This is a genomic window from Serratia inhibens (assembly GCF_003591175.1).
Lineage (GTDB): Bacteria > Pseudomonadota > Gammaproteobacteria > Enterobacterales > Enterobacteriaceae > Serratia > Serratia inhibens.
The window spans coordinates 66,919-93,606 of sequence record NZ_QYYG01000008.1; the positions used below are offsets into that span (position 1 = coordinate 66,919).

Annotated in this window: 23 protein-coding genes; 15 read left to right on the plus strand and 8 right to left on the minus strand. The window is 57.8% G+C overall.

The window, feature by feature from the left end:
- The first annotated feature begins 55 nt into the window (after nucleotides 1–55).
- From yrfG to D4100_RS20435, 6 genes are all read left to right on the plus strand, one after another.
- Nucleotides 56–736 (plus strand): GMP/IMP nucleotidase, encoded by a 681-nt coding sequence (yrfG, locus tag D4100_RS20410; RefSeq protein ID WP_006319111.1) that lies wholly within the window; start codon nucleotides 56–58, stop codon nucleotides 734–736.
- A complete protein-coding gene (gene hslR / locus D4100_RS20415) occupies nucleotides 733–1,140 on the plus strand; it encodes a ribosome-associated heat shock protein Hsp15 (RefSeq protein WP_006319112.1) in 408 nt (135 codons plus the stop codon). The genes yrfG and hslR overlap by 4 nt, the downstream gene beginning before the upstream one ends.
- Nucleotides 1,141–1,165: 25 nt before the next feature.
- Entirely contained in the window at nucleotides 1,166–2,044 is an 879-nt protein-coding gene (hslO, locus tag D4100_RS20420) for an Hsp33 family molecular chaperone HslO (RefSeq protein ID WP_006319115.1), read from the plus strand.
- A gap of 196 nt (nucleotides 2,045–2,240) precedes the next feature.
- A complete protein-coding gene (gene pckA / locus D4100_RS20425) occupies nucleotides 2,241–3,860 on the plus strand; it encodes a phosphoenolpyruvate carboxykinase (ATP) (RefSeq protein WP_006319117.1) in 1,620 nt (539 codons plus the stop codon).
- Nucleotides 3,861–3,986: 126 nt separating this feature from the next.
- The gene (locus D4100_RS20430) at nucleotides 3,987–4,250 is read left to right on the plus strand and encodes a FitA-like ribbon-helix-helix domain-containing protein (RefSeq protein ID WP_006319119.1); all 264 of its coding nucleotides are present in this window, start codon (nucleotides 3,987–3,989) and stop codon (nucleotides 4,248–4,250) included.
- On the plus strand, nucleotides 4,247–4,726 hold the full coding sequence (locus tag D4100_RS20435) for a type II toxin-antitoxin system VapC family toxin (RefSeq protein WP_006319121.1): 480 nt from the start codon (nucleotides 4,247–4,249) through the stop codon (nucleotides 4,724–4,726). Before D4100_RS20430 ends, D4100_RS20435 begins: the two co-directional genes overlap by 4 nt.
- A gap of 36 nt (nucleotides 4,727–4,762) precedes the next feature.
- Here D4100_RS20435 and envZ read toward each other — a convergent pair whose 3' ends face one another.
- The gene (gene envZ, locus D4100_RS20440) at nucleotides 4,763–6,133 is read right to left on the minus strand and encodes a two-component system sensor histidine kinase EnvZ (RefSeq protein WP_043912460.1); all 1,371 of its coding nucleotides are present in this window, start codon (nucleotides 6,131–6,133) and stop codon (nucleotides 4,763–4,765) included.
- Nucleotides 6,130–6,849, minus strand: coding sequence for an osmolarity response regulator transcription factor OmpR (ompR, locus tag D4100_RS20445; RefSeq protein WP_004709363.1), 720 nt, complete (start codon nucleotides 6,847–6,849; stop codon nucleotides 6,130–6,132). The genes envZ and ompR overlap by 4 nt, the downstream gene beginning before the upstream one ends.
- Nucleotides 6,850–7,256: 407 nt before the next feature.
- Between ompR and greB the strand changes: the two genes are divergently transcribed.
- The 5 genes from greB (at nucleotide 7,257) to D4100_RS20470 (ending at nucleotide 13,729) form a co-directional block, all read left to right on the plus strand.
- Nucleotides 7,257–7,730, plus strand: coding sequence for a transcription elongation factor GreB (gene greB, locus D4100_RS20450; protein ID WP_119805122.1), 474 nt, complete (start codon nucleotides 7,257–7,259; stop codon nucleotides 7,728–7,730).
- A gap of 179 nt (nucleotides 7,731–7,909) precedes the next feature.
- Nucleotides 7,910–10,240 (plus strand): Tex family protein, encoded by a 2,331-nt coding sequence (locus D4100_RS20455; RefSeq protein WP_119805123.1) that lies wholly within the window; start codon nucleotides 7,910–7,912, stop codon nucleotides 10,238–10,240.
- A gap of 638 nt (nucleotides 10,241–10,878) precedes the next feature.
- A complete protein-coding gene (gene feoA / locus D4100_RS20460) occupies nucleotides 10,879–11,103 on the plus strand; it encodes a ferrous iron transporter A (protein WP_006319130.1) in 225 nt (74 codons plus the stop codon).
- A 71-nt stretch (nucleotides 11,104–11,174) separates the two neighbouring features.
- Nucleotides 11,175–13,490 (plus strand): Fe(2+) transporter permease subunit FeoB, encoded by a 2,316-nt coding sequence (gene feoB / locus D4100_RS20465; protein ID WP_119805124.1) that lies wholly within the window; start codon nucleotides 11,175–11,177, stop codon nucleotides 13,488–13,490.
- Nucleotides 13,490–13,729: a FeoC-like transcriptional regulator gene (locus tag D4100_RS20470; RefSeq protein ID WP_006319133.1), complete on the plus strand. Its 240-nt coding sequence runs from the start codon at nucleotides 13,490–13,492 to the stop codon at nucleotides 13,727–13,729. Before feoB ends, D4100_RS20470 begins: the two co-directional genes overlap by 1 nt.
- 47 nt (nucleotides 13,730–13,776) lie before the next feature.
- On the opposite strand, the gene D4100_RS20475 is transcribed toward D4100_RS20470, so the two are convergent.
- Together D4100_RS20475 and bioH are read right to left on the minus strand one after the other, a co-directional pair.
- A complete protein-coding gene (locus D4100_RS20475) occupies nucleotides 13,777–14,058 on the minus strand; it encodes a YdgH/BhsA/McbA-like domain containing protein (RefSeq protein WP_119805125.1) in 282 nt (93 codons plus the stop codon).
- Between the two features lie 247 nt (nucleotides 14,059–14,305).
- Complete coding sequence (gene bioH, locus D4100_RS20480) at nucleotides 14,306–15,100, minus strand: pimeloyl-ACP methyl ester esterase BioH (RefSeq protein WP_006319135.1); 795 nt, start codon at nucleotides 15,098–15,100, stop codon at nucleotides 14,306–14,308.
- A gap of 42 nt (nucleotides 15,101–15,142) precedes the next feature.
- Here bioH and gntX point away from each other — a divergent pair, with 42 nt between their 5' ends.
- A complete protein-coding gene (gene gntX / locus D4100_RS20485; RefSeq protein ID WP_043912466.1) occupies nucleotides 15,143–15,826 on the plus strand; it encodes a DNA utilization protein GntX in 684 nt (227 codons plus the stop codon).
- Between the two features lie 58 nt (nucleotides 15,827–15,884).
- On the plus strand, nucleotides 15,885–16,460 hold the full coding sequence (nfuA, locus tag D4100_RS20490; RefSeq protein ID WP_006319137.1) for a Fe-S biogenesis protein NfuA: 576 nt from the start codon (nucleotides 15,885–15,887) through the stop codon (nucleotides 16,458–16,460).
- An 81-nt stretch (nucleotides 16,461–16,541) separates the two neighbouring features.
- On the opposite strand, the gene malQ is transcribed toward nfuA, so the two are convergent.
- Nucleotides 16,542–18,632: a 4-alpha-glucanotransferase gene (malQ, locus tag D4100_RS20495; protein WP_006319138.1), complete on the minus strand. Its 2,091-nt coding sequence runs from the start codon at nucleotides 18,630–18,632 to the stop codon at nucleotides 16,542–16,544.
- A gap of 9 nt (nucleotides 18,633–18,641) precedes the next feature.
- On the minus strand, nucleotides 18,642–21,047 hold the full coding sequence (gene malP, locus D4100_RS20500; RefSeq protein ID WP_119805126.1) for a maltodextrin phosphorylase: 2,406 nt from the start codon (nucleotides 21,045–21,047) through the stop codon (nucleotides 18,642–18,644).
- 544 nt (nucleotides 21,048–21,591) lie between these two features.
- Here malP and malT point away from each other — a divergent pair.
- Both malT and glpE read left to right on the plus strand, forming a co-directional pair.
- A complete protein-coding gene (gene malT / locus D4100_RS20510; RefSeq protein WP_119805128.1) occupies nucleotides 21,592–24,306 on the plus strand; it encodes an HTH-type transcriptional regulator MalT in 2,715 nt (904 codons plus the stop codon).
- Nucleotides 24,307–24,389: 83 nt separating this feature from the next.
- On the plus strand, nucleotides 24,390–24,716 hold the full coding sequence (gene glpE, locus D4100_RS20515; RefSeq protein WP_006319141.1) for a thiosulfate sulfurtransferase GlpE: 327 nt from the start codon (nucleotides 24,390–24,392) through the stop codon (nucleotides 24,714–24,716).
- A 184-nt stretch (nucleotides 24,717–24,900) separates the two neighbouring features.
- Here glpE and D4100_RS20520 read toward each other — a convergent pair whose 3' ends face one another.
- On the minus strand, nucleotides 24,901–26,196 hold the full coding sequence (locus D4100_RS20520; protein ID WP_119805129.1) for an MFS transporter: 1,296 nt from the start codon (nucleotides 26,194–26,196) through the stop codon (nucleotides 24,901–24,903).
- Nucleotides 26,193–26,675 (minus strand): NanQ anomerase/TabA/YiaL family protein, encoded by a 483-nt coding sequence (locus tag D4100_RS20525; protein ID WP_065506713.1) that lies wholly within the window; start codon nucleotides 26,673–26,675, stop codon nucleotides 26,193–26,195. Before D4100_RS20525 ends, D4100_RS20520 begins: the two co-directional genes overlap by 4 nt.
- Between the last annotated feature and the right edge of the window lie 13 nt (nucleotides 26,676–26,688).

Below are 26,688 nucleotides of genomic sequence, written 5' to 3' on the forward strand. Positions count from 1 at the left end.
CTAACGCTATTATCCTTATCCTGCGGACCGCCGACGGTTCGCCTATGGAGTTTTCATGGTTCCCGAGTTTGACTGGCATGAGATCGACACCGTGCTGCTGGATATGGACGGCACCTTGCTCGATCTGGAGTTCGACAGCCATTTTTGGCTGCGCCTGGTGCCGCAGGCAGTGAGCGAGCAGCGCGCGATCCCGCTCGATGAAGCGCGCCAGATTATTCATCAGGAATATTTGGCGGTGCAGCACACCATGAACTGGTACTGCTTCGATTACTGGAGCGAGCGGCTCGATCTGGACATTTATCGCATGACCAGCGAAGTAGGCAACCGCGCCCGTCTGCGCGAGGATACCGAGCCCTTTTTACAGGCCTTGCGCGCGGCCGGCCATCAGACTATTTTGCTGACCAATGCCCATCCGCACAGCCTGGCGGTGAAAATTGAGCATACCGGTTTGGATCGGCACCTTGATTTATTGCTTTCCACCCACACATTTGGTTATCCGAAAGAAGATCAGCGTTTGTGGCAGGCCGTTCAGCAGCACACCGGTTTTGATCCGCAGCGCACGCTGTTTGTCGACGACGGCGAACCTATTTTGGACGCCGCCCGCAGTTTTGGCATTCGCTACTGTCTGGGCGTGCAGAACCCGGACTCCAGCATGGCGGAGAAAACCTTTCGGCACTATCCGTCGATGCGCGACTACCGCCTGTTGATACCGGCGCTGGAAAAGGGCGAACGATGAAAGAAAAAACAACGCGAGACGACGCGATCCGGCTGGACAAATGGCTGTGGGCAGCTCGTTTCTATAAGACCCGCGCGCTGGCGCGGGACATGATCGACGGCGGCAAGGTGCACTACAACGGACAGCGCGGCAAGCCGAGCAAAATTGTCGAGATCAATGCCGAGATCAAACTGCGTCAGGGCAATGAAGAACGCACGGTGATCGTGCTGGCCCTCACCGGCCAACGGCGCGGCGCCGACGAAGCGCAGCAAATGTATCAGGAAACCGAGGCCAGTATCCTCAACCGAGAGAAAATGGCGATCGCGCGCAAGATGAATGCGCTGACCATGCCGCACCCGGACCGCCGTCCGGACAAGAAAGAGCGGCGCGACCTGATTAAATTTAAATTTGGTGAGCAGGAATAAGCCCTCACCGCAATGAGAGAAAACTATGTCTAACCATGACCAATTGCACCGTTACCTGTTTGAAAACTACGCGGTGCGCGGTGAGCTGGTTACCGTCAGCGAAACCTATCAGCAGGTTCTGAACAATCACGACTATCCGGCACCGGTACAAAAGCTGCTGGGTGAACTGCTGGTTGCCACCAGCCTGCTGACGGCAACCCTGAAGTTCGACGGCGACATCACCGTGCAATTGCAGGGCGACGGTCCGCTGAAGCTGGCGGTGATTAACGGCAACAACCGTCAGGAAATGCGGGGCGTGGCGCGCGTACAGAGCGACATTGCCGACGACAGCACGCTGCATCAGATGATTGGCAACGGCGTCATGGTGATCACCATCGCGCCTACCGAAGGCGAACGCTATCAGGGCGTGGTCGCGCTGGAAGGCGAAACCCTGGCCGAGTGCCTTGAAGCCTACTTCCGTCAGTCCGAACAGTTGCCAACCCGCCTGTTCATTCGCACCGGCGAGTCGGAAGGCAAACCGGCTGCGGGCGGCATGCTGTTGCAGGTCCTGCCGGCGCAAGACGGCAATGCCGATGATTTCGATCATCTGGTGCAATTGACCAACACGGTGAAAAGTGAAGAGCTGTTCGGCTTGCCGGCCAATGAGGTGCTGTATCGCCTGTACCATCAGGAAGAAGTCACCCTCTACGAACCGCAGGACGTGATCTTCCGTTGCACCTGCTCGCGCCAGCGTTGCGCCGATGCCCTGATCACGCTGCCGGCCGAAGAAGTGGCGCAAATGCTGGAACAGGACGGCAATATCGACATGCACTGTGACTACTGCGGCAATCACTATGTCTTTGACGCCGTGGATGTGGCGGCGCTGTACACCGGTAACACCGGCGAAAGCGAACAGTTGCACTAAGTAACACCCCGCATCGGCGGGTGCACCCTGCACCTGCCGGTTTTCCCCGTTTGCACGCTTGCTTTTTTCCGTGGGCTATCTCTCAGATCGTAACGAAAAACCGCTTAAAACGTTAAATATTTGATACCTATCGCGGTTACGCGCTGCTGGATCCCTACAATTGGCGCCAGAAATTCTGTGACCAAGGAGTAGTGACATGCGTGTTAAAGGTATAACCCCTCAGGAGCTGGCCGCTTATGGCATTCATAACGTCGGCGAAATCGTTCACAACCCAAGTTATGAGCTGCTGTTCAAGGAAGAAACCGACCCGTCTCTGGAGGGTTTTGAACGTGGGGTAGTGACCAAGCTGGGTGCCGTATCCGTCGACACCGGTATTTTTACCGGCCGTTCCCCGAAAGATAAATACATCGTCCGTGACGACATCACCCGCGACACCGTCTGGTGGGCCGATCAGGGTAAAGGCAAAAACGACAACAAACCCCTCAGCCCAGAAATCTGGGCAGACCTGAAACAACTGGTCACCACGCAGCTCTCCGGCAAACGCCTGTTTGTAGTAGATACTTTCTGCGGCGCCAACGCCGACTCCCGCCTGAAAGTGCGCTTTATCACTGAAGTAGCCTGGCAGGCACACTTCGTGAAAAACATGTTCATTCGCCCGTCTGACGAAGAGTTGCAGGATTTCGAGCCCGACTTCGTGGTGATGAACGGTGCCAAATGCACCAACCCGAACTGGCAGCAGCAGGGCCTGAACTCGGAAAACTTCGTCGCTTTCAACCTGACTGAACGTATGCAGCTGATTGGCGGCACCTGGTACGGCGGCGAAATGAAAAAGGGTATGTTCTCGATAATGAACTACCTGCTGCCGCTGAAAGGCATCGCCTCCATGCACTGCTCGGCCAACGTGGGCGAGAAAGGCGACGTGGCCGTGTTCTTCGGCCTGTCCGGCACCGGTAAAACCACCCTGTCCACCGATCCAAAACGCCAGTTGATTGGCGATGACGAACACGGCTGGGATGACGACGGCGTATTTAACTTCGAAGGTGGCTGCTACGCCAAAACCATCAAGCTGTCCGAAGAAGCCGAGCCGGAAATCTATCACGCCATCAAGCGCGATGCGTTGCTGGAAAACGTTGCCGTGCTGGCAGACGGCACCATCGACTTCAACGACGGTTCAAAAACCGAGAACACCCGCGTTTCCTATCCGATCTACCACATCCAAAACATCGTCAAGCCGGTTTCCAAGGCAGGTCATGCCACCAAGGTGATCTTCCTGACCGCAGACGCCTTCGGCGTGTTGCCGCCGGTATCTCGCCTGACCGCGAACCAGACTCAGTACCACTTCCTGTCCGGTTTTACCGCCAAGCTGGCCGGTACCGAACGCGGCGTGACCGAGCCGACCCCGACCTTCTCCTCCTGCTTCGGCGCAGCTTTCCTGACGCTGCACCCAACGCAGTATGCTGAAGTGCTGGTAAAACGCATGCTGGCCGCCGGCGCGCAAGCCTACCTAGTGAACACCGGCTGGAACGGCACCGGCAAACGCATCTCCATCAAGGATACCCGCGGTATTATTGACGCGATCCTCAACGGTGAAATCGATAAGGCGGAAACCATCACTCTGCCAATCTTCGACCTGGCGATGCCGACCTCACTGCCAGGCGTCAACCCGGATATCCTGGATCCACGCGCTACCTACGCCAACCTTGAGCAGTGGCAGGAAAAAGCGCAGGATCTGGCCGAGCGTTTTATCACCAACTTCGACAAATATACCGATACCCCTGCGGGTGCAGCGCTGGTCAGCGCCGGTCCAAAACTGTAACCTTCTCTTTTTACAGCTTCAGCTAAGGCGTGGATTCCACGCCTTTTTTTATTTTTAACGGTTGTTTTTTAGCCAGATAAGCGAGATGATAATGCAGTGCAATCATTGACAGCAAAGGAGACTTCAATGGCTACCATAACCGTCAGAAATCTGGACGATGACATAAAGGAATTGCTGCGTATTTCGGCAGCGAAAAACGGCCACTCCATGGAGGAGGAAGCACGCATGATTTTGAAACAGGCTCTGGTGAAAAAACCGCCGCGCTATGGCCTCGGCACCTGGATGCATCAACATTTCGCCGAATTCGGTGGCGTTGAGCTGGAGATCCCACCGCGCGATAAAACACCGGCGCGCGTTGTCACCTTTGACGACGATGATGACCAACCATGATCATTCTCGACACTAACGTGATTTCGGAGACACTGCGTCCCGGTCCACATTACAACGTGATCAAATGGCTGAATGAAAAAGACAACGACGAGCTTTATCTGAGTGCAATTGTCGTTGCCGAGCTGTTCAGCGGCGTTGCCTGTATGCCGGAAGGGAGACGGCAGCTTGAGTTAACACATAAACTGACCGAAGCGATGCAGATAAGATTTGACGAGCAAATTCTGCCATTTGATGCGCTTTGCGCCATGCAATATGCAGACTTGATGGGAAAAAACCAACGGCTGGGAAGAGCAATGAGCACGCCCGACATGCAAATAGCCGCAACATGTCTGCATTACGGCGCGACCTTGGCCACGCGTAACACCAAGGACTTCACCCATTGCGGAATTGAATTGATTGATCCTTGGCAGGCCAGCGCCGGCCGTCGCCTGCACGAAGAAGCGGCGGAATACTACGTGATGAGCAGAAAACCCTGACGGGGCCGCAGCGAGGCGGCCCTCTGTCAGCAGGTATCATAGGTTCTCTTTCGCCGTCTGATGCCCATTGGTCGGCTCTTTTTTCTCCATCGGCAACGGAATATAAGCCCTGATCAACAACCCGCCGCGTTCGCTGGTGCCGATATCCAACGCGCCGTGATGGCCGTCGATAATACGCTGCACGATCGCCAGGCCAAGCCCGGTTCCGCTGGTGCTGCGCGCGCTGTCGCCGCGGACAAACGGCTGCAGCAGATGTTTCAGTTCTTCAGGTTTGATGCCCGGGCCGTCGTCTTCCACCTGGAACCAGCCACGTTGCAGTTCACGCCCGCTGCTGACCTTGATCCAGCCGTTACCGTAACGCGCCGCATTCACCACCATGTTCACCGCCGCACGCTTAATCGATAGCGGATGCACATTCATCATCAGCTCACCCGGCGCCATGGCGGTTTCGATAACGCGCTCATAGCCGCTCTCGGCCGCCACGACTTCGCCCAGAATCGAGTTCAGATCGCTGAGCTCGGTTTGCATCTCCTGGCCGGTGCGCAAATAGTCAATAAACTGCTCGATGATGGCGTTGCACTCTTCGATATCTTTATTGATCGACTCCGCCAGATAGCCATCTTCGGTGCTCATCATCTCGGTCGCCAGACGGATGCGCGTCAGCGGTGTGCGCAGATCGTGGCTAACCCCGGCCATCAGCAGCGTGCGGTCGTCCGCCAGTTGCTTGACGCCCGATGCCATCTGATTGAAGGCCCGCGTCACCGAACGCACTTCAGAAGCGCCGTATTCACGCAGCGGCGGCGGGATAATGCCTTTGCCCACCTGCAAAGCCGCGTGCTCCAGCTCCACCAGCGGGCGGTTCTGGATGCGGATAAACAGCCAGGCGCCGCCGATAGCCAGCAGCATAATCGCCAGGGTATAGCGGAACAGCGGCGAGAAATCGCCCTGGTGAATTTCAGTCAGCGGAACCCGCACCCAGATATCAGGTTGCAGCCAGGTTTTCAGCCACACCACCGGGGAGTTCTTGTTCACTTCCACCCGCACGTCGGTCGGCCCGCCGAGCTGCTGCGCCATCTGTTGGCTGAGGAATTGATAGTGCTGCGCCCAGCGCAGCCCGCTCTCCTCCGCCGCCGAGTTGGTGTACAGGGAAATCCCCAACTCACGGTAAATTTCACGGCGAAACGCCGGTGGCACTTCCAGCAACGTGCCATCTTCCAGCTGCAACCGATCGGTCATCAGCATACGCACTTCGTAGGCCAATACCTTGTTGAACTGCTGCAAACTGGGCAGGATGGCGAAGTTCAGCACCACCAGATAGGTCGTCACCAGGCTGACGAACAGCAAGGTGACGATCAACAGCAGGGTTCGGGCAAACGAGCTACGCGGTGAAAAGCGCAATCGTCTCATGCCTTGCTGCCGTCCGGGACGAAGACGTAGCCAAGACCCCAAACGGTCTGGATATAGCGTGGATGTGCCGGATCTTCTTCAACCATGCGGCGAAGACGGGAAATTTGCACGTCGATGGAGCGTTCCATCGCGCTGTATTCACGGCCGCGCGCCAGGTTCATCAGCTTGTCGCGCGAAAGCGGTTCACGCGGATGGCTCACCAACGCCTTCAGTACCGCAAATTCACCGCTGGTCAATGGCATAGGCTCATCTTCGCGGAACATTTCACGGGTGCCCAGATTCAGTTTGAATTTGCCGAAGGCAATCACCGCTTCTTCCTGCGAAGGCGCGCCTGGCAGTTCGTTGGCCTGACGGCGCAATACCGCACGGATGCGGGCCAGCAGTTCACGCGGGTTGAAAGGTTTTGGGATGTAATCATCGGCACCGATCTCCAGCCCAACGATACGGTCGACTTCTTCGCCTTTGGCGGTCACCATGATGATCGGCATCGGGTTACTCTGGCTGCGCAGACGGCGGCAGATGGACAGCCCATCTTCACCCGGCAACATCAGGTCCAGCACCATCAGGTGGAAAGATTCACGAGTCAGCAAGCGGTCCATTTGCTCAGCGTTGGCGACGCTGCGAACCTGAAAACCCTGTTCGGTTAAATAACGCTCTAAAAGCGCACGCAGGCGCATGTCATCATCGACGACCAGAATCTTATGATTCTCTTGCATTGTATTACTCCCAAAGGCTTTATTGCCTGACGTGAATATTGTTAAAAAACCCTGTCATTTCGGACAGCGTTTAATGGTATATATTCTAGACGAAATTGTTACAAAGCTTATTCTTTTGCCCATTTATCAACAATTTTCATCAAAATGCCGGCGACGGTTCGTCAAAATCCCGATATTTTTAGATTAAATTTGGGATAACGCCGTTATTCGACCAAGGGCGATGCCCCATGAATTTCGAGTTGCGGCCGGGCGGCCGGTTCGGCAGTGTAACTCAGGCGAGGCGATAAAAAACGTCAGCGATCGGCAATTTTGCGAGCCGATGCTTTATTTAGCGCTTATTGCATTCAGCAACGCCAAGCCAAAGCACCGTCATGCAACCTTTGATATCCCCATAAAGGCAGAAAACAATGAGAACGCAGCTGATAACCCGTGAGGGTTACGACAAACTCAAACAGGAGCTGGACTTTCTCTGGCGTGAAGAACGACCGGAAGTCACCAAAAAAGTGACCTGGGCCGCCAGCCTCGGCGACAGAAGTGAAAATGCCGATTACCAGTACAACAAAAAACGGCTGCGGGAAATCGATCGCCGCGTCCGCTACCTGACCAAATGTCTCGAGCAGTTGAAGATTGTCGACTATTCACCGCAACAGGAAGGCAAGGTGTTTTTTGGCGCCTGGGTGGAAGTGGAAAATGAGAATGGCGAAAGTAAACGCTTCCGCATTGTGGGGTACGACGAAATTTTTGGCCGCCGGGACTACATTTCCATCGATTCGCCGATGGCCCGCGCCCTGCTTAAAAAAGAGGTGGGGGATGCCGCCACCGTCAACACCCCGGTGGGCGATGCGCTGTGGTATGTGAATGAGATCGAGTACGTGAAGTAAGATTCGGTTTTTTCCGAGCGGCCGCACAGGTGGCCGCTGTCCCGCGGAGCTTGCGGCAGCGGCCACCCGCGTAACCTCGGCGTATCGGGCAAAGACGGGCAGCGCCACTGGCATTTTTGCCGATCAATCCGTATAACTGTCCCCCTGTTTCCTAACCGTTCTCAACAGATACCAGACCTATGAATGACCCACTGAGCCGCATTATTGCAACAGAACTGCAGGCCCGGCCGGAGCAAGTTGACTCCGCCATCCGTCTGCTGGATGAAGGTAATACCGTGCCTTTTATCGCACGCTATCGTAAGGAAGTCACCGGGGGCCTGGACGACACCCAACTGCGCCAGCTGGAAACCCGCCTGGGTTATCTGCGTGAACTGGAAGACCGCCGTCAGACCATCCTCAAATCGATCGACGAGCAGGGCAAACTGACCGAACAGCTGGCGGGGGCGATCAACGCCACGCAAAGCAAAACCGAACTCGAAGACCTCTACCTGCCGTACAAACCCAAACGTCGTACCCGTGGCCAAATCGCTATCGAAGCCGGTCTGGAGCCGCTGGCCGACACCTTGTGGCAGGATCCGCAGCAACAGCCGGAACAACTGGCCGAACGCTACGTTGACGCCGACAGGGGCGTAGCGGATGTCAAAGCCGCCCTCGACGGCGCGCGTTACATCCTGATGGAGCGCTTCGCCGAAGACGCCGCGCTGCTGGCCAAGGTACGTAACTACCTGTGGAAGCATGCCCACCTGGTGTCCAAAGTGGTGGAAGGCAAAGAAGAAGACGGCGCCAAGTTCCGCGACTATTTTGATCACCATGAACCTATCGCCCAGGTGCCTTCACACCGTGCATTGGCGATGTTCCGCGGCCGCAACGAAGGTGTGCTGCAATTGGCGCTGAACGCCGATCCGCAGTTTGAAGAAGCCCCGCGCGAAAGCCAGGCGGAGCAAATCATCATCAGCCACCTCGACCTGCGCCTGAATAACGCCCCGGCCGATGCCTGGCGCAAAGCGGTGGTCAACTGGACCTGGCGCATCAAGGTACTGTTGCATCTGGAAACCGAATTGATGGGCACGGTGCGCGAACGCGCGGAAGACGAAGCCATCAACGTTTTCGCCCGTAACATGCAGGATCTGCTGATGGCCGCACCGGCCGGCATGCGCGCCACCATGGGCCTGGATCCCGGTCTGCGCACCGGGGTAAAAGTGGCGGTGGTGGATTCTACCGGCAAGCTGGTTGCCACCGATACCGTCTACCCGCACACCGGCCAGGCCGCGAAAGCCGCCGCCATCGTCGCCGCGCTGTGCATCAAACATAAAGTGGAACTGGTCGCTATCGGCAACGGCACCGCTTCACGTGAAACCGAGCGTTTTTACCTTGAATTGCAGCAGCAGTTCAGCGAAGTCAAAGCGCAGAAGGTGATCGTCAGCGAAGCCGGCGCCTCGGTGTATTCCGCCTCCGAACTGGCGGCGCTGGAATTCCCGAACCTCGACGTTTCGCTGCGTGGCGCCGTCTCCATCGCCCGCCGTTTGCAGGATCCACTGGCCGAGCTGGTAAAAATAGACCCGAAATCCATCGGCGTCGGTCAATACCAGCACGACGTAAGCCAAAGCCAACTGGCGAAAAAGCTGGACTCGGTGGTGGAAGACTGCGTAAACGCCGTCGGTGTCGATCTGAACACCGCCTCAGTGCCGTTGCTGACCCGCGTGGCCGGCCTGACGCGCATGATGGCACAGAACATCGTTACCTGGCGTGATGAGAACGGCCGCTTCAGCAACCGCGAGCAACTGCTGAAAGTCAGCCGTCTGGGGCCAAAGGCCTTTGAACAGTGCGCCGGCTTCCTGCGCATCAACCACGGTGACAACCCGCTGGATGCCTCAACCGTTCACCCGGAAACCTACCCGGTAGTCGAACGCATTCTGGCCGCCACCCGGCAGGCGCTGCAGGATTTGATGGGCAACCCGACGGCGGTGCGCAGCCTGAAGGCCAGCGACTTCACCGACGACAAGTTCGGTGTACCGACGGTCACCGACATCCTGAAAGAGCTGGAGAAACCGGGCCGCGATCCGCGTCCTGAATTCAAAACCGCCACCTTTGCCGAGGGTGTGGAAACCCTCAACGATCTGCAGCCGGGCATGATTTTGGAAGGTTCGGTCACTAACGTCACCAACTTCGGCGCCTTTGTGGATATCGGCGTACATCAGGACGGCCTGGTGCATATCTCCTCGCTGGCGGACAAGTTCGTCGAAGATCCGCACACCGTGGTGAAAGCCGGCGACATCGTCAAAGTGAAGGTGATGGAAGTGGACCTGCAGCGCAAGCGCATCGCGCTGAGCATGCGTCTGGACGAGCAACCGGGTGAAGGTTCGCCACGTCGCGGCGGCGGCAACAGCGCACCGGCGAAGGACAGCCCTTCCCGCGCGCCGGCCAATAAGGCCAAACAGCGCAACAGTTCACCGGCAGGCAACAGCGCCATGGGTGACGCGCTGGCTGCGGCATTCGGTAAGAAATCGTAGGGGCAGTGCTGTCTATCTGAAAGACCAAAAGGACACAGGGCGGAGCCGGCTCCGCCCTTTCTCAAAAAAGCGTCGCTATTTTTTGACCCGCCTCAATAAACCCGCTTATTTTTCCCGAGCGGCAAACACCCGGTTTTTCAGCCTGAAAATAACGCCGGATCCCTGTTCGTTAACACCGTTTTTAACATCAGGTTTTCATTTCGCCCTTTCCCGGTGAAACACAAATAGTTACCGCTCGTATTCCGCCGGCGAGATGTTATCGAATAAATGCCGACTCGCTGTCATCCCGTCTAAACGCCACTCAATTTGTCGCTAATTTTTGCAAATCGGAAAAAATCGCTGCAATTACGTAACTGATTTAACTCGCCATTCGCATTTGCTCCCCCACAGGCCAGGTGATAAAAATAGAGGCATCAGGTAATCCGATCGTTAAATACCGATGCCATAACCTTTGGTTACCAATGCCCCTACTTTCTGTATTGAATACGATAACTATTCTCACTATTATTGCGTTGCGTGTTCACTGCATTACCTCATGGATTGAAAACGTCGGCTGCCCGCGATCCTCATCGCAGCGCTTCGTCTGGAACGTTCTTTTATCGTCATCGGCCCAATAACAGGGGCTCTGAGAAGGTTATATGCATCTTCAACCTAAAAGCTCTTATAAGATTGCCGGTTTTTCCAGTGACATCGGCCCGGCCTATCGCCAGAAACTGTTATCGCTCGGCATGCTGCCCGGCTCTTCGTTTGAAGTGGTGCGCGTCGCGCCGCTGGGCGATCCGATAGAAATAAAAACCCGCCGCGTCAGCCTGGTGCTGCGCAGGAAAGACCTGGCGCTGATCCTGCTCGACGGTCAATCCTGATTCTGCACCGTCTCGCTCTGGCCGCGCCCACCGCCCGGCTCAATGTCCATTGACTGATATCACGCGAAATAATGAAAAAACTCACGATTGGCTTAATAGGCAACCCCAATTCCGGTAAAACTACGCTGTTCAACCAGTTGACCGGGGCACGCCAGCGGGTCGGCAACTGGGCAGGCGTGACGGTAGAGCGTAAAGAAGGCCAGTTCACCACGCCGCAATCGCAGGTCACCCTGGTCGATCTGCCCGGCACCTATTCGCTGACCACCATCTCGGAACAAACCTCGCTCGACGAACAGATCGCCTGCCATTACATCCTGAGCGGCGATGCCGATTTGCTGATCAACGTCGTCGACGCCTCCAATCTTGAGCGCAACCTGTACCTGACGCTGCAACTGCTGGAGCTGGGCATCCCCTGCATCGTGGCGCTGAACATGCTGGATATCGCCAGAAGCCAGCAAATCGAGATTGATATCGCTGCGCTGTCGGCGCATCTCGGCTGCCCGGTGGTGCCTTTGGTCTCCACCAAGGCCGACGGCATCGGCGCGTTGAAGCAGATAATCGACAACCACCGGTTTAACGAACTGAAAACGCTGGTGAACTATCCGCCGGCACTGCTGAAGGAAATGGCTACCCTGAGCGACGCCATGCCGGAGACTCTGCCAACGGAGCAACGCCGCTGGCTGGCGTTGCAAATGCTGGAAGGCGACATCTACAGCCATCAATTGGCCGGCAACGCCACCGCCTTACTGCCTGCGGCCAGGCTGGCGCTGCAACAGCAGCAACAGGAAGATCCGGCGCTGGTGATTGCCGATGCCCGCTATCAGTCGATAACCACCCTGTGCGATGTGGTCAGCAACTCGCAGCAGGCAATGCCGAATCGCCTGACCGCCACGCTCGACAAAGTGATCCTCAACCGCTGGCTGGGGGTGCCGATCTTCCTGCTGGTGATGTACCTGATGTTCTTGCTGGCGATCAACCTCGGCGGCGCTCTGCAACCGATCTTTGATATCGGTTCGGCGGCAATCTTTATCCAGGGCATTCAATGGCTGGGCTACAGCCTGCACTTTCCCGAATGGCTGACGATTTTCCTGGCACAGGGCGTCGGCGGCGGCATCAACACCGTGCTGCCGCTGGTGCCGCAAATCGGCATGATGTACCTGTTTCTGTCCTTTCTCGAAGACTCCGGCTACATGGCGCGTGCAGCCTTTGTCATGGACCGCCTGATGCAAGCTCTTGGGCTACCCGGTAAATCCTTCGTGCCGCTGATTGTCGGCTTCGGTTGCAACGTGCCGTCCATCATGGGCGCACGCACGCTGGATGCCCCGCGCGAACGCTTGATTACCATCATGATGGCACCGTTCATGTCCTGCGGCGCCCGGCTGGCGATCTTTGCGGTGTTTGCCGCCGCCTTCTTCGGCCAGGACGGCGCGGGCGTGGTGTTCTCGCTGTATATGCTCGGCATCGTGGTGGCGATCCTCACCGGGCTGGTGCTGAAGTACACCATCATGCGCGGCGAAGCTTCGCCGTTCGTCATGGAATTGCCGGTTTATCATGTGCCGCACCTGAAAAGCCTGCTGCTGCAAACCTGGCAGCGGCTGAAAGGCTTTGTGCTGCGCGCCGGGAAAGTGATCGTGATCGCCAGCATCTTCATCGGCGGCCTGAACAGCTTTACGTTCAGCGGCAAGCCGGTCGATAACATCAATGATTCCGCGTTGGCGTCGGTGTCCAAGGTCCTGACGCCGCTGCTGCAGCCGATGGGCGTGCACAGCGACAACTGGCAAGCCACCGTCGGGCTGGTGACCGGAGCCATGGCGAAGGAAGTGGTAGTCGGCACGCTGAACACCCTTTACACCGCCGAGCACATCAATAACAGCGAGTTCGATGCCGCCAACTTTAACCTTTTGGACGAACTGCGCGGCGCGGTGGGGACCACCTGGCAGGGGCTGAAAGACACCTTCAGTCTGAGCGTGCTGTCCAACCCCATCGAGGCCAGCAAGGGCGACGGCGAAATGGGCGTCAGCTCAATGGGCATGATGAGCAGCAAATTCGGCTCCGGCATCTCTGCCTACAGCTACCTGATCTTTGTGCTGCTGTACGTGCCCTGTGTGTCGGTGATGGGTGCGATCGCCCGTGAATCCAGCCGCGGCTGGATGACCTTTTCCATTCTCTGGGGCCTGAACCTCGCCTACTCGTTGGCTACGCTGTTTTATCAGATTGCCACCTTCGGCCAGCATCCGGGGTACAGCCTAACGGCCATCACCATAGTGGTGCTGGTCAATCTGCTGATCCTGTTCGGCCTGCGCCGGGCGCGTAGCCGGGTAACGGTGCGTCTGGGCAAAGCTACGCCTGCCGCCTGTTGCCAGGGTGCTCAGGGTAACTGCCACTGATGGCCGGCCTGCTGCAGATCCGCGATGCGTTGGCGCTGCAAGGCAGCACCCAGGCACAGCAACTCAGCCGCCAGTTGACGACCCCACTGCCACTGGTGCTGGCGATGCTGGAACGTTTAACGGCGATGGGTAAAGTGGAGCGGATTGAACAGGATAACAGCGCCTGCCTGAGCGGCAGTTGCAAAAGCTGCCCGGAGGGCAAGGGATGCAGTACGGTGGTGTATCGGTTAAAACGCTAAGAATCGGGGCGCAGTACAAAATGCGCCCCCTTGTTAATCAAGAATGATTACTTGTCTTTATACACTTCGGCTGTTGCGCTGAACTTACCGTGTTCGCGGCCGGCAATGACTACGTAATACTGCCCGCCTTTTTCATCGGCCTTCTTCGACAGTTCTTCTTTCGCATCCATCGGCGAAGTGGTTTCCGCGGTGGTGGTGACCGTACCGATCTTCTCGTATTTACCCGGATTTTTGTCCAGATCTTCTTTGGTCAGCAAGGTTGCCGCCAGGGAGCTGAAAGACACGGAACCGACGACCAAGGCTGCAATAATCATTTTCAAAGATTTCATTACCATACCTCTCAAGGGAACATTTATTTGTTATGAAAGCCGTCCAGGGGTACATGCGCAATAACACCGGCTGCCGTGACATCTTCAGACCTCGTTGCTTTCCCTGACGAGAATCCTTTTCCCAGAGACGAAACGTCAAAGTGAAAAAATCCGCGAGCGGTTTTTCAGTTTTCAGCCAACGCATCTACCCCACTAAGTATCGAACAGGTTTCTTTTTTATCCACCGAGCGGCTATTTCTTTAGCGCTTTATTGTGCGTTTTCACTCGGAATGCCACCTTCGGTCACAAAGGTGCGGATAATCTCGGCAAATTCATCAGGGTGGGAAATGAAAGGTGCATGAGCCGCTTTAGCCATGACGATCGACGGGGTGTGCGACCAACTGTCATCGAGCAGCGCGGCAACCTTGCGCGGCACCACCCCGTCCAGATAACCGTATATACGCAGCAGCGGCAGGGCCAGTTCCGCCATCGGCAGGCGTAAATCAGCGGTGCGCAGCATCTCCAGACCGCCGTTCAGCACCTCGACGCTCGGCATCGGTTGATTCAACACCACGGATTTCAGCAGGCGTGCGTCCTGCCGTGCGCTTGCCGTACCCAAGGTTTGTAATGCCAGAAAGCGTTCTACCGTGCGCTGGAAATCCTGGCTCAGCTGTTGCTGAAAACCGCTCAGCACCTCTGGGCGGATCCCCGGCCAATCGTCCTGCGCGGCAAAGCACGGCGAGGAAGCCACGGTGATCAGCCCGCGTACCCGCTGAGGTTGCGTCAGCGCAATCTGGCCGGCCACCAGCCCGCCGAGCGACCAGCCCAGCCACCAGGCCTGCGGCGGTGCGGCGGCCAGCACGATCTCCGCCATCTGCGCGAGCGACATGCTGCCAAACCCCTGACTGCGGCCATAGCCCGGCAGATCGACCAGATGCAGGCGAAAATGCGGCGTCAGCCGCTCAAGCGTGCAACCCCACACCTCCGCATTCAGTCCCCATCCGTGCAGCAGCACAAGATCGCGTTCGCCTTCACCTATTGTTTGCCAGTACAGCGCGGTCATCAGTTATTGTCCTTTCATTCTCAACCGTCAGGGAGGACGGCTATGCTATCAATCCACAGCCGTTGTTGGCTATGCCGGCAACCATTATGCCTTAGCCACCACGGTATCTGTAGTTACTGCCTGCGCCATCTGCCGGCCAAGCCACTGTGTTGCCCCTGCTGCGGTCTGCCCGCCGGTGACGCCGTACACCCCTGCGGCCGCTGCCTGCAACGGCCACCACCCTGGCAGGCGCTGGTGTTCGTCGGCGACTACGTCGCGCCGCTTCGCCAACTGATCAAAAAATTCAAGTTTCAGCACGCACCGGAACTGGCGCCGCTGCTGGCGCGGCTGATATTGCTAAACTGGCAACGAGCGCATAGAGAGCAGTATCTGAACAGACCCGATGTGATTTTAGCGGTACCCTTGCAGGCTAAACGCTGCTGGCGACGTGGCTATAATCAGAGCGATCTGCTGGCGCGGCCGCTGGCGCACTGGCTGGGTTGCGATTACCGCCCCGCCGCCCTGAGACGGGTACGAAAAACAGCCCCGCAGCTACGGCTGCCTGCCCGTATGCGCAGGCGCAATCTGCGCGGTGCCTTTCGCTGTAATGAACCGCTGGCAGGCCGACACGTTGCCCTGTTGGATGATGTGGTGACGACCGGCAGTACGGTGGCGGAAATCGCCAGGCTCTTGCTGCGGCAGGGTGCCGCATCGATACAAATCTGGTGCGTTTGCCGCACATTGTAGTGCCACGGCAATGGGCGTATTATAACCGACAATAGAAGTCAACTACTGAGCTAATGCTATGATTCGTATAACAGATACCGCACAGGAACACTTTGCCAAACTGCTGGCAAATCAAGAAGAAGGCACCCAAATCCGCGTATTCGTGATCAACCCGGGTACGCCTACGGCCGAATGCGGTGTCTCTTATTGCCCGCCGGACGCCGTGGAAGCGACAGACACCGAGCTGAAGTTCGAAAAGCTGTCCGCCTATATTGACGAGCTGAGCAAACCTTATCTGGAAGATGCCGAAATCGACTTCGTCACCGACCAGTTGGGTTCGCAGCTGACGCTGAAAGCGCCAAATGCCAAAATGCGCAAGGTCGACGACAACGCCCCGCTGATGGAGCGCGTTGAATACGTGCTGCAATCGCAGATCAACCCGCAGCTGGCAGGCCACGGCGGCCGCGTAACGCTGATGGAAATCACCGAAGACAGCTTGGCGATCCTGCAGTTCGGCGGCGGCTGTAACGGCTGTTCAATGGTCGACGTAACGCTGAAGGAAGGGATCGAGAAAGAGCTGCTGCAGAAGTTCCCTGAGCTGAAAGGCGTGCGCGATCTGACCGAGCATCAGCGCGGCGAGCACTCTTACTACTGATACCCGCTCTCCAGGCGACAGCCTGAAAACGGAAAGAAAAATGCCGGATTGGCTTCGCCAAATCCGGCATTTTTATGACAGTTACCCCACCGACACCGTTCGCCGACGCTTGTCCAAATCCTTCAGCAGCCGGTTAACCTGCTGATCGGCAAACATCTCCTCCAGCGTTTTGTTCAGTTTACGCCGCCAGTTTGGGTACTGATCGCTGGTGCCGGGAATATTGACCGGTTCGGCCATGTCCAGCCAGTCTTCCGGCTGCAGGCCCAGCAGTGCGCTGGCGCTGTCGGCGACATAGCGCTGTAAACCACGGTTCAACAACGGGCTCATGTTCAGCAACGCCGCCTTCTTGCCCACCTTCTGCGGCACACAGCCATAATGATGCAATCCGTCCAGCAACCCCTGCTTGGCGCGCTCACGATCGGCAAACAGTTCTTTCAGGATCTCCGCATCCGGATACAGCCCCAGCTTGTTGCCAAGTTGCAGATCGCCGCTCTGCCAATAACCGCGCAACGTCGGCAGGTCATGCGTGGTGATGGTCGCCATCGCCTGCACCGGGTAGGCCTGCGGCGCGCGGAAGTGGTTCTCGCCGTCACGTTCGAAATACAGCACCTTATAAGAATAGACACCGCTGTCGCGCAGTTTGGCGACAATCTCGACCGGCACGGTGCCCAGGTCCTCGCCGATCACCATACAGCGGTGGCGCTGGCTCTCCAGCGCCAACACCGCCAGCAAGTCATCCACCGGGTATTTCACGTAAGCGCCATGATCGGCGGTTTCTCCGTAGGGGATCCACCACAGGCGCAGCAATGCCATTACGTGGTCAATGCGCAGCGCACCGCAACTGGTCATATTGGCGCGCAACAGGTCGATAAACGGCTGGTAGCCCCGCGCCGCCATTACGTGCGGATCCATCGGCGGCAGCCCCCAGTTTTGCCCCAGCGGGCCAAGGATGTCCGGCGGTGCGCCAACCGACGCTTTCAGGCAATAAAGCTCGCGATCGCACCAGGTTTCCGCACCGCCCTCCGCCACGCCCACCGCCAAATCGCGATACAGGCCAATCGGCATTTGCTGTTGCTGGCTCTGGCGGAAACAGTCGGCGAACTGGCTGGCGGCCAACCACTGCAACCACAGATAGAAAGTCACCGAATCCTGCTGCTGCCGGCAAAACTGCTTCACTGCGGCGCTGTCGCCCTGCCGATATTGCTCCGGCCAGGCCGGCCAACCCCACAGGCTGCCGTCAGCGGCGGCAAGATGAGCATGCAATGCGTCAAACGCCGCCTGTTGATACAGGCTGTCGCCACCCTCGGCAACAAACTGCTCGAACGCCTGACGCTGCTCGTCACCGGCTTTACGCCCCTGAAACAACGGGAACGCCAGTTTCAGCGCCGCCAGCTTGAGCTGCGTCACCGTGCTGTAATCCACCTGTTCGCTGCTGCGCGCTTTGGCCAGCTGTTTTTGCGTTGCCGGCTTCAGCCACCATTTCTGCGCCGCATCGCTGCGCTGGAACTCTTCCACCGCGTTCACATCGATATACACCAGGTTCAGCCAACGTCGCGACGACGGGCTGTACGGGCTGGCGCTTTCCGGGTTCGCCGGATACAGCGCGTGGATCGGGTTCAGCCCGACAAAAGCGCCGCCGCGTTCACCGACCTGCTCCACCATTTGCCGCAGATCGCCAAAATCGCCGATGCCCCAGTTACGATCGGACCGCAGCGTGTAAAGCTGCACGCAAGCGCCCCACAGCTTTTGCCCGGTCAGCAGCGCGTCCGGCTCGAAGCAGCGTTTCGGCGCAACAATCAACCGGCACTGCCACTGCTGTTCGCCCTGGGTCAGCGTCAATTGGTGATAACCCGCCGGCAACTCGCCCGGCAGGGTAAAGGTTTTGCGCGCGCTGGCGCGCCCCTGTTGCCGGCTACCGTCTTCCCGCAGCAGCGTCCAGAGGTACTCGCCGCTGCCCGCAAGCGGCAACGCCACCGGCGCGCCCTGATAAAACACCTTGACCGCCGGCAGCGGCGTCACCGCAGCCTCCTGCGGTGCGGCAGTCCGCCCCATGGCATCCAGCAGCTTGCGCTTGGTGTCCTGCGCGATCGCCTGCTGTTTCCCATGAGCGTTAATATAATCAGCGGCAATACCCGCCTGAGCGGCCGCTTGGTCGATGCGCTTGCGATCCATTCGCTCTCCTTAACGCTTGGCTTGCCAGATACGCTGCTGGTAGTCGCGGATCGAACGATCCGAACTGAACATACCGACCCGCGCGGTGTTAAGAATAGTGCGGCGCGTCCACTCGTCCTTGTCACGATACAACTCGTCTACCTGCCGTTGAGCCTGGCAATACGAAGCGAAGTCGGCCAGCACCAGATAAGGGTCACCGCCTTCCAGCAGGCTATGCAGCATCATGTCGAAGGCATGCTTGTCGCCATCGCTGAATGCACCGCTCGCCAACTCATCGAGGATCGCCTTCAGGTGTTTGTCCTTCTTGCGGTAGCTGAGCGGATCATAGCCTTTGGCCAGCAACGCCTTCACCTGATCGACGGTATTGCCGAAGATAAAGATATTGTCTTCGCCCACCTGCTCGGCAATCTCCACATTGGCGCCGTCCAGCGTACCGACGGTCAGCGCGCCGTTGAGCGCCAGCTTCATATTGCCGGTGCCGGACGCCTCTTTGCCGGCGGTGGAGATCTGCTCGGAGATATCCGCCGCCGGGATCATCAGTTCAGCGACGGAAACGCGGTAGTCGGGAATAAACGCCACTTTCAGCCGATCCTTCACCAGCGGATCGTTATTGATCACCGAAGCCGCCTGATTGATCGCATAAATGATGTTCTTCGCCAGATAATAGCCCGGTGCCGCTTTGGCCCCGAACAGGAACACCCGAGGCACGATGTCCAGATTCGGGTTGTCGCGCAGTTGGCGATACAGCGACAGAATGTGCAACAGGTTCAAATGCTGGCGTTTGTATTCGTGCAGGCGCTTGATCTGCACGTCGAAAATGGCGTCCGGGTTCAACGTCAGCCCCATTACGCCGTGCACATAGTTTGCCAATGCGACTTTGTTATCGCGCTTGATTTGCTGATAACGCTGGCGGAATGCCGCGTCATCGGCGTATTTTTCCAGCCCTTTCAGCGCGTCGAGATCGTTTGCCCACTCGACCTTCAGCGTCTCGTCAATCAGCCCCGACAACGCCGGGTTACACTGTTTCAGCCAGCGACGCGGCGTGATGCCGTTGGTGACGTTGTGGAATTTGTTCGGCCACAGCTGGTGATATTCCGGGAACAGGTCTTTCACCACCAGATCGGAGTGCAACTGCGCTACGCCGTTGACCGCAAAACCGCTGACCACGCACAAATTGGCCATGCGCACCTGTTTGTCATGGTGTACCGCCAGCTTGGCCCAAACCGCCTTGTCGCCCGACCAGTGTTTATCCACCAGCTTTTTGAAGTTGGCATTGATCTGCTTGATGATGGAGAAATGACGCGGCAGCAGGCTGCGCACCAGCTTCTCATCCCAGCACTCCAGCGCCTCGGGCATCAGGGTGTGGTTGGTGTAGGCAAAGGTGTTGCTGGTGATCGCCCAGGCAGCATCCCATTCCAACTGATGCTCATCCAGCAGAATGCGCAGCATTTCCGGGATGGCGATGGTGGGGTGAGTGTCGTTGAGTTGAATCACTTCATACTTAGGCAGGTCTTCAATCTTGCGGCCGGCCTGATGGTGTTTGCGCAGGATATCCGCCACCGAACAGGCGCACTGGAAATATTGCTGCATCAGGCGCAGACGCTTGCCCGCCTGATGGTTGTCGTTCGGGTACAGTACCTTGGTCAGCTTGGCGGCTTCTACTCCCTGCTTCTCCGCCTGCAGGAATTTGCCGTCGTTGAAATCCCCCAGATCGAACGGGTGCTGATGGGTCGCCTGCCACAGGCGCAGCGGTTGGGTCACGCCATTACGGAAGCCCAGCACCGGCAAATCCCAGGCTTCGCCGCGCAGGGTAAATTCCGGGTGCCACAGTTCGCGGCCATCGGCCAGTTTCTCCAGTTTCCCGCCGATACCGACATCCACCGACAGCGCGGCATTGTGCTGGAACCAGGGGTAGCTTTCGCGCTGCCAGTTATCCGGCGCCTCTTGCTGCTGGCCACCGCTGAACGACTGGCGGAACAGCCCGTATTGGTAATTGAGCCCATAGCCGGTGGCCGGTTGCTCCACCGTCGCCATCGAATCCAGGAAACAGGCCGCCAGACGCCCCAGCCCGCCGTTGCCCAGCGCCGGATCGGTTTCCTGCTCCAGCAGATCCGCCAGCTTGATATCCTGCTCCGCCAATGCCTGTTCGACGGTGTCGTACCAGCCCAGGTTAATCAGGTTGTTCGCCGTCAGGCGGCCAATCAGAAACTCCATCGAAATGTAGTTCACGTGGCGCAGCGGCTTGGTGCTTTTACGCGGTGCCGGTTGCGCGGCCAGTTGCTCGGCCAGCGCTCGGCTTACCGCCTCCCACCATTGGTGTTGGGTCATCTGTTGTGCGGAACTGAGGCCAAACCGTTGCCACTGACGGCTCAGTGCCGCCAGAAAAGCATCCTTTTTAAGCATAGGCTGTGACATAAGGGAAACTCTCTATCCAGTAAGTGGGTCAAATTACCGTTATCGTGCCGGGGAGAAAGGTTGAAGGCATCATCCCGCCTGGGGATTAGCTGGGGAGGAGGATTGGGGCGTAGCTAAAATTGTGATCTCAGGCACTTTTTGACTCCCTTGCATAATGCAAAAAAGCCCGCCGACCCGCGCGGCGAGCACTGAGAATAAGCAGAAAATCCCCGCCATGAAATTAGCATAGTTGATGCGGCTGATGAAGTTTTGTACATGCATCGAAAGGCTTTCCCACAACCGCGTTACCAAACCGCCCCACAACGCCGCAATTGCGCAATGATTTGCCTGCAAACGTAAAAAAGTGTGATCAATAGCAATTTAACTCCAAGCCAAAGATGAACCTTGTTGCAATACGTTTAACGTTGTCAGAAGTTAGGAGGGTGATTAATTACGAGCCATAAAATAATTAGTTTTACTCCGATCCCGGCAGGAGTCGCGATGAAATGAACTCCTTCGGGCAGGCCAACGGCTACGGGAGCCGCGATTTTCACTCTGGAATACTATGCTGATCCCATCAAAACTGAGCCGTCCGGTACGGCTGCAAAATACCGTGATCCGCGATCGCCTGCTGGCCAAATTAGCCGGCACGGCAAACTATCGCCTGACATTGGTTAATTGCCCTGCGGGATACGGAAAAACTACGCTGGTCGCACAATGGGCAGCCGGCAAATCAGATTTGGGTTGGTACTCGCTGGATGAAAGCGACAACCAACCCGAGCGCTTTGCCAGCTACCTGATCGCCGCCTTGCAACATGCCAGCGGCGGTCACTGCGTGAAGAGCGAAGCCTTGAGCCAAAAACATCAGTACGCCAGCCTGTCGGCGCTGTTCGCCCAGCTGTTCATTGAACTTTCCGACTGGCATCAGCCGCTGTACCTGGTGATTGACGACTACCACCTGATCACCAATGACGTCATCCATGAGGCCATGCGCTTCTTCTTGCGCCACCAACCGGAAAACCTGACGCTGATCCTGCTGTCCCGCACCCTGCCGCCACTGGGCATCGCCAACCTGCGCGTGCGCGATCAACTGTTGGAGATGGGCACGCAGCAGCTGGCGTTTACCCATCAGGAAGCCAAACAATTCTTCGACTGCCGCCTGGCCGCACCGATGGAGCAACATGACAGCAGTCGCCTGTGCGACGAAGTCGAAGGGTGGGCCACCGCGTTGCAGCTGATTGCGCTGTCTGCCCGGCAATCCACCTCTTCTGCACAGCAATCCGCCAAACGCCTGGCCGGTCTGAACGCCAGTCACCTGTCCGATTATCTGGTGGATGAAGTGCTGGATCACGTCGATGCCGGGGCGCGTGCCTTCCTGCTGCGCTGCTCGGTGCTGCGCTCCATGAACGATGCGCTGATCGTACGCCTGACCGGCGAAGATAACGGCCAACAGCGGCTGGAAGAGCTGGAGCGCCAGGGGCTGTTTATCCACCGCATGGACGACACCGGCGAATGGTTCTGCTTCCATCCGCTGTTCGCCACCTTCCTGCGCCAACGCTGCCAATGGGAGCTGGCGCTGGAACTGCCGGGGCTGCACCGCGCCGCCGCCGAAGGTTGGCTGGCATTGGGTTACCCGGCGGAGGCGATTCACCATGCGCTGGCGGCCAGCGACGTCAGCATGCTGCGCGATATCCTGCTGCAACACGCCTGGTCGCTGTTCCATCACAGCGAGCTGGCACTGCTGGAAGAGTGCCTGAACGCATTGCCGTATGAACGGCTGATTCAAAGTCCCAAGCTGGCGTTGTTGCAGGCCTGGCTGGCGCAGAGCCAACACCGCTACATCGAAGTGAACACCCTGTTGGAACGCGCCGAACAGGCGATGCGCGATCAAAAAATCGACGTCGATCAGACCCTGCATGCCGAATTCGATGCCCTGCGCGCACAGGTGGCGATCAACGCCGGCAAGCCGGAAGAGGCCGAACGCCTGGCCACCGAAGCGCTGAAGTTTCTGCCGCTGTCCAGTTATTACAGCCGCATCGTCGCCACCTCGGTGACCGGCGAAGTCCATCACTGCAAGGGCGAGCTGGCCCGCGCGTTGCCGATGATGCAGCAAACCGAGCAGATGGCGCGACGCCATCAGGCCTATCACTACGCGCTGTGGGCGCTGTTGCAGCAGAGCGAAATTCTGATTGCCCAGGGTTTCCTGCAGGCCGCCTATGAGACGCAGGACAAGGCTTTTGAACTGGTGCGCGAACAGCATCTGGAACAGTTGCCGATGCATGAGTTCCTGCTGCGTATCCGCTCGCAGATCCTGTGGTCCTGGTCGCGGCTGGACGAAGCGGAAGACGCGGCGCGCCAGGGCCTGAAAATTCTGGCCAACTACCAGCCTCAGCAGCAACTGCAGTGCATCGCCATGCTGGCCAAATGCTCGCTGGCGCGCGGCGATCTGGATAACGCCAATGCGCACCTGCAGCGTTGCGAAGCGCTGCTGCACGGCACTCAGTACCATCGCGACTGGCTGACCAACGCCGACAAGCCGCGGGTGATCCACTGGCAGATGACCGGCGACACCGCCGCTGCGGCCCAATGGCTGCGCCAGACCGAAAAACCCGGCATGGCGGATAACCACTTTATGCAGGGCCAGTGGCGTAATATCGCCCGGGTGCAAATCATGCTCGGCCAGTACGAAGAGGCCGAAGTGGTGCTGGATGAACTGAACGAAAACGCCCGCCGCCTGCGGCTGGTGAGCGATCTGAACCGCAACCTGCTGCTCAGCAACCAGCTTTACTGGCAGATGGAGCGTAAAGGCGATGCGCAAAGGGTACTGATGGAGGCGCTGTCACTGGCCAGCCGCACCGGATTTATCAGCCACTTTGTCATTGAGGGCGAAGTGATGGCGCAGCAGCTGCGTCAGCTGATTCAGCTCAATACGCTGCCGGAGCTGGAACACCATCGCGCTCAGCGCATTCTGCGCGACATCAACCAGCATCATCGGCATAAATTCGCGCATTTTGACGAAAACTTCGTCGATAAGCTGCTAACCCACCCGCAGGTGCCGGAACTGATCCGCACCAGCCCGCTGACGCAGCGCGAATGGCAGGTACTGGGGCTGATTTATTCCGGTTACAGCAACGACCAGATCGCCGGCGAACTGGACGTGGCGGCCACCACCATCAAAACCCATATCCGCAACCTGTATCAGAAGCTGGGCGTGGCCCACCGCCAGGAAGCGGTGCAGCAGGCGCAGCAACTGCTGAAGATGATGGGCTACGGTGCTTAAAAACCACAGCGTTGCTCTGGTCTTAATTGCCGCAGAGTTGGTTACAATGGCGGCATATTCTCATTACAAGGCAGTCGGAAGTCATGGAACAGTTTGAAGCGATCAACGTTGAACAGGCCTATGCGCGCTGGAAAGAAGGCAGCGCCGCCCTGGTCGACATCCGCGATCCGCAGAGTTTTGAAGCCGGGCACACGCCGGGCGCATTTCACCTCACCAACGCCAGCCTGCAAGCATTTATGCAGCACAACGATTTTGACCGGCCGGTGATGGTGATGTGCTACCACGGCAACAGCAGCCGCAGCGCGGCGCAATACCTGCTGAATCAGGGGTTTGATGCGGTGTACAGCATTGATGGCGGCTTTGAGGCCTGGGCACGTCAGTACCCGCAGGACGTTGAAACTTCAGCGTAAAAAATCAGGGCGCATCATGCACCCTCAGATTGCTGACAAAACCCGTTATTAGGGAGAGCGTGCCGAAGGGGTCGTAACGGCCTTGGCCGTCGGAGCGCCCCTCGGTGCGCTAGGCCCGGGTATCTCGGACTCAAAGACAACTTTGTCATCAACCTCAGGGCGCATCATGCGCCCTCTTCCTTCGCTACTCCGCCGCCGCCATCGGCCGTTTGACAAACAGGCCGTAGCTAAACGCCCCCAACATCAGCAAACCCGCCCCCAGCAAGAACACATTGGTGAACTGCCCGGTCAGATCGAGGATCACTCCGGTGACAATCGGTGCCATCGCCGCGCCGAGGAAACCGCCAAAGTTCTGGATCGCCCCCAACGAAGCCACCTGCTGTTTCGGTGCGATATCCGTCGCCAGCGTCCAGATCACGCCGGAAGGCAGTTGCGAGAAGAAATACCCCAGCGACAGCAATAAAATGCACAGCGGCGTACTGTCGACAAAGGCGATCGGCGCTACGCAGCAGGCCGCCAGCGCGGCGCCGCAGACGATCGGGATCTTGCGTGCGGTGATCGCTTTCACCCCACGACGGATCAAACGATCGGAAATCGCCCCGCCGCACAATACCCCCAAAATGCCGGCAAAAAACGGGATCGACGCGATCCAGCCGGTCTGTTTCAGGCTAAAGCCCAGCGAATTCTCCAGGTAGCTCGGCAGCCAGGTGAGGTAGACCCAGATGGTGAACATGATGGAAAAGTTGCCCAAAATCATGAACCAGGTGGTTTTATGACGGAACAGAGACCCCCAACTCCCGCTCCGCTCCTGGCTGACCGCTTTTGCAGCCGCGCGTTTTTCGGCGTGGATCAACGCCTCTTCCCGCGCCGTCGGGTCACGGTAAAACTTCAGCCAGGCCAGCATCAGCGGAATGCCCGCCAGACCAATGGCGATAAACATGCCGCGCCAGCCGAGCGTCAGCAGCAACACGGTGAGGATCGGTGGAGCGATGGCGTTGGCAATCTGCGAACCGGTGTTGATGATCGAAGTAGGCAGGCCACGCTCTTTCTCCGAGAACCAGCGATGGGTGATCTTGATCCCCGAAGTGAAAAACGGGGATTCCGATACGCCCAGCAGCATCCGCAGACCATAGAACATCGAGTAGCTGTTGACGAACGCCGCCATCACGGTAAATGCCGACCACAACCCCAGTGCCCAGGAAAACATTTTCTTCGGCCCCAACTTGTCCACCAGCCAGCCGGCGGGCAGGTTGGCAAGCGCGTAAGGCCACAAAAACGCCGACAGCAGCAGGCCCATTTCGGTAGAGGAAAAGCCAAACTCCCGGGCGATAGTGGTATTGGCGATGCTCAGATTGGCGCGATCGAGATAATTCACCACCGCGGCAATCAACAGGATCAGGATAATGCCCCAGCGCAAACGGGAGATCGGCGCCGCCGGTGCGGCAGCCGATGCATGCAACGCAGAAGTCGCCTCTTTCATGATTGCGGCTCCGTAAACAGGCTGAGGTGAATTTTAATCACGGCTTTGCGAATAAAGGACTCACCGTGGGTTTGGCAGCAAGGACGATGCAGATCGTGCGGGAAAAATACCGCAAAGGTGCCGGGCAGCAGCGGAACCGCAATTTCATTTTGCACCTGCTGGTAAAACACGATGTCGTGATGGGGCCGCTCTTCCGCTACGGGTTCATCGCCCCGGCGGCGCGCCACGCCGATGGTTTCTTCCCCCTGGAGCAGGTACTGCACGTCAACGTAGTCAAAGTGCGACTCAGGGCGCATTTGCAGTGCCGGCACGGTGCTCATCTCCTGCAGCAGGCAAAACATCTTGCCGGGAATAATGTCGATTTTACCGGGTTGCAGCGTGGCAAAGTCGGTGCGTTCGATAAACGCGATAGCCTGATGGATAATCGGATGAAACGCGTGTTTTTCCCGCGCCCAGTCCTGCAGATCGCAAATCATCATGATGGTGTTCCCC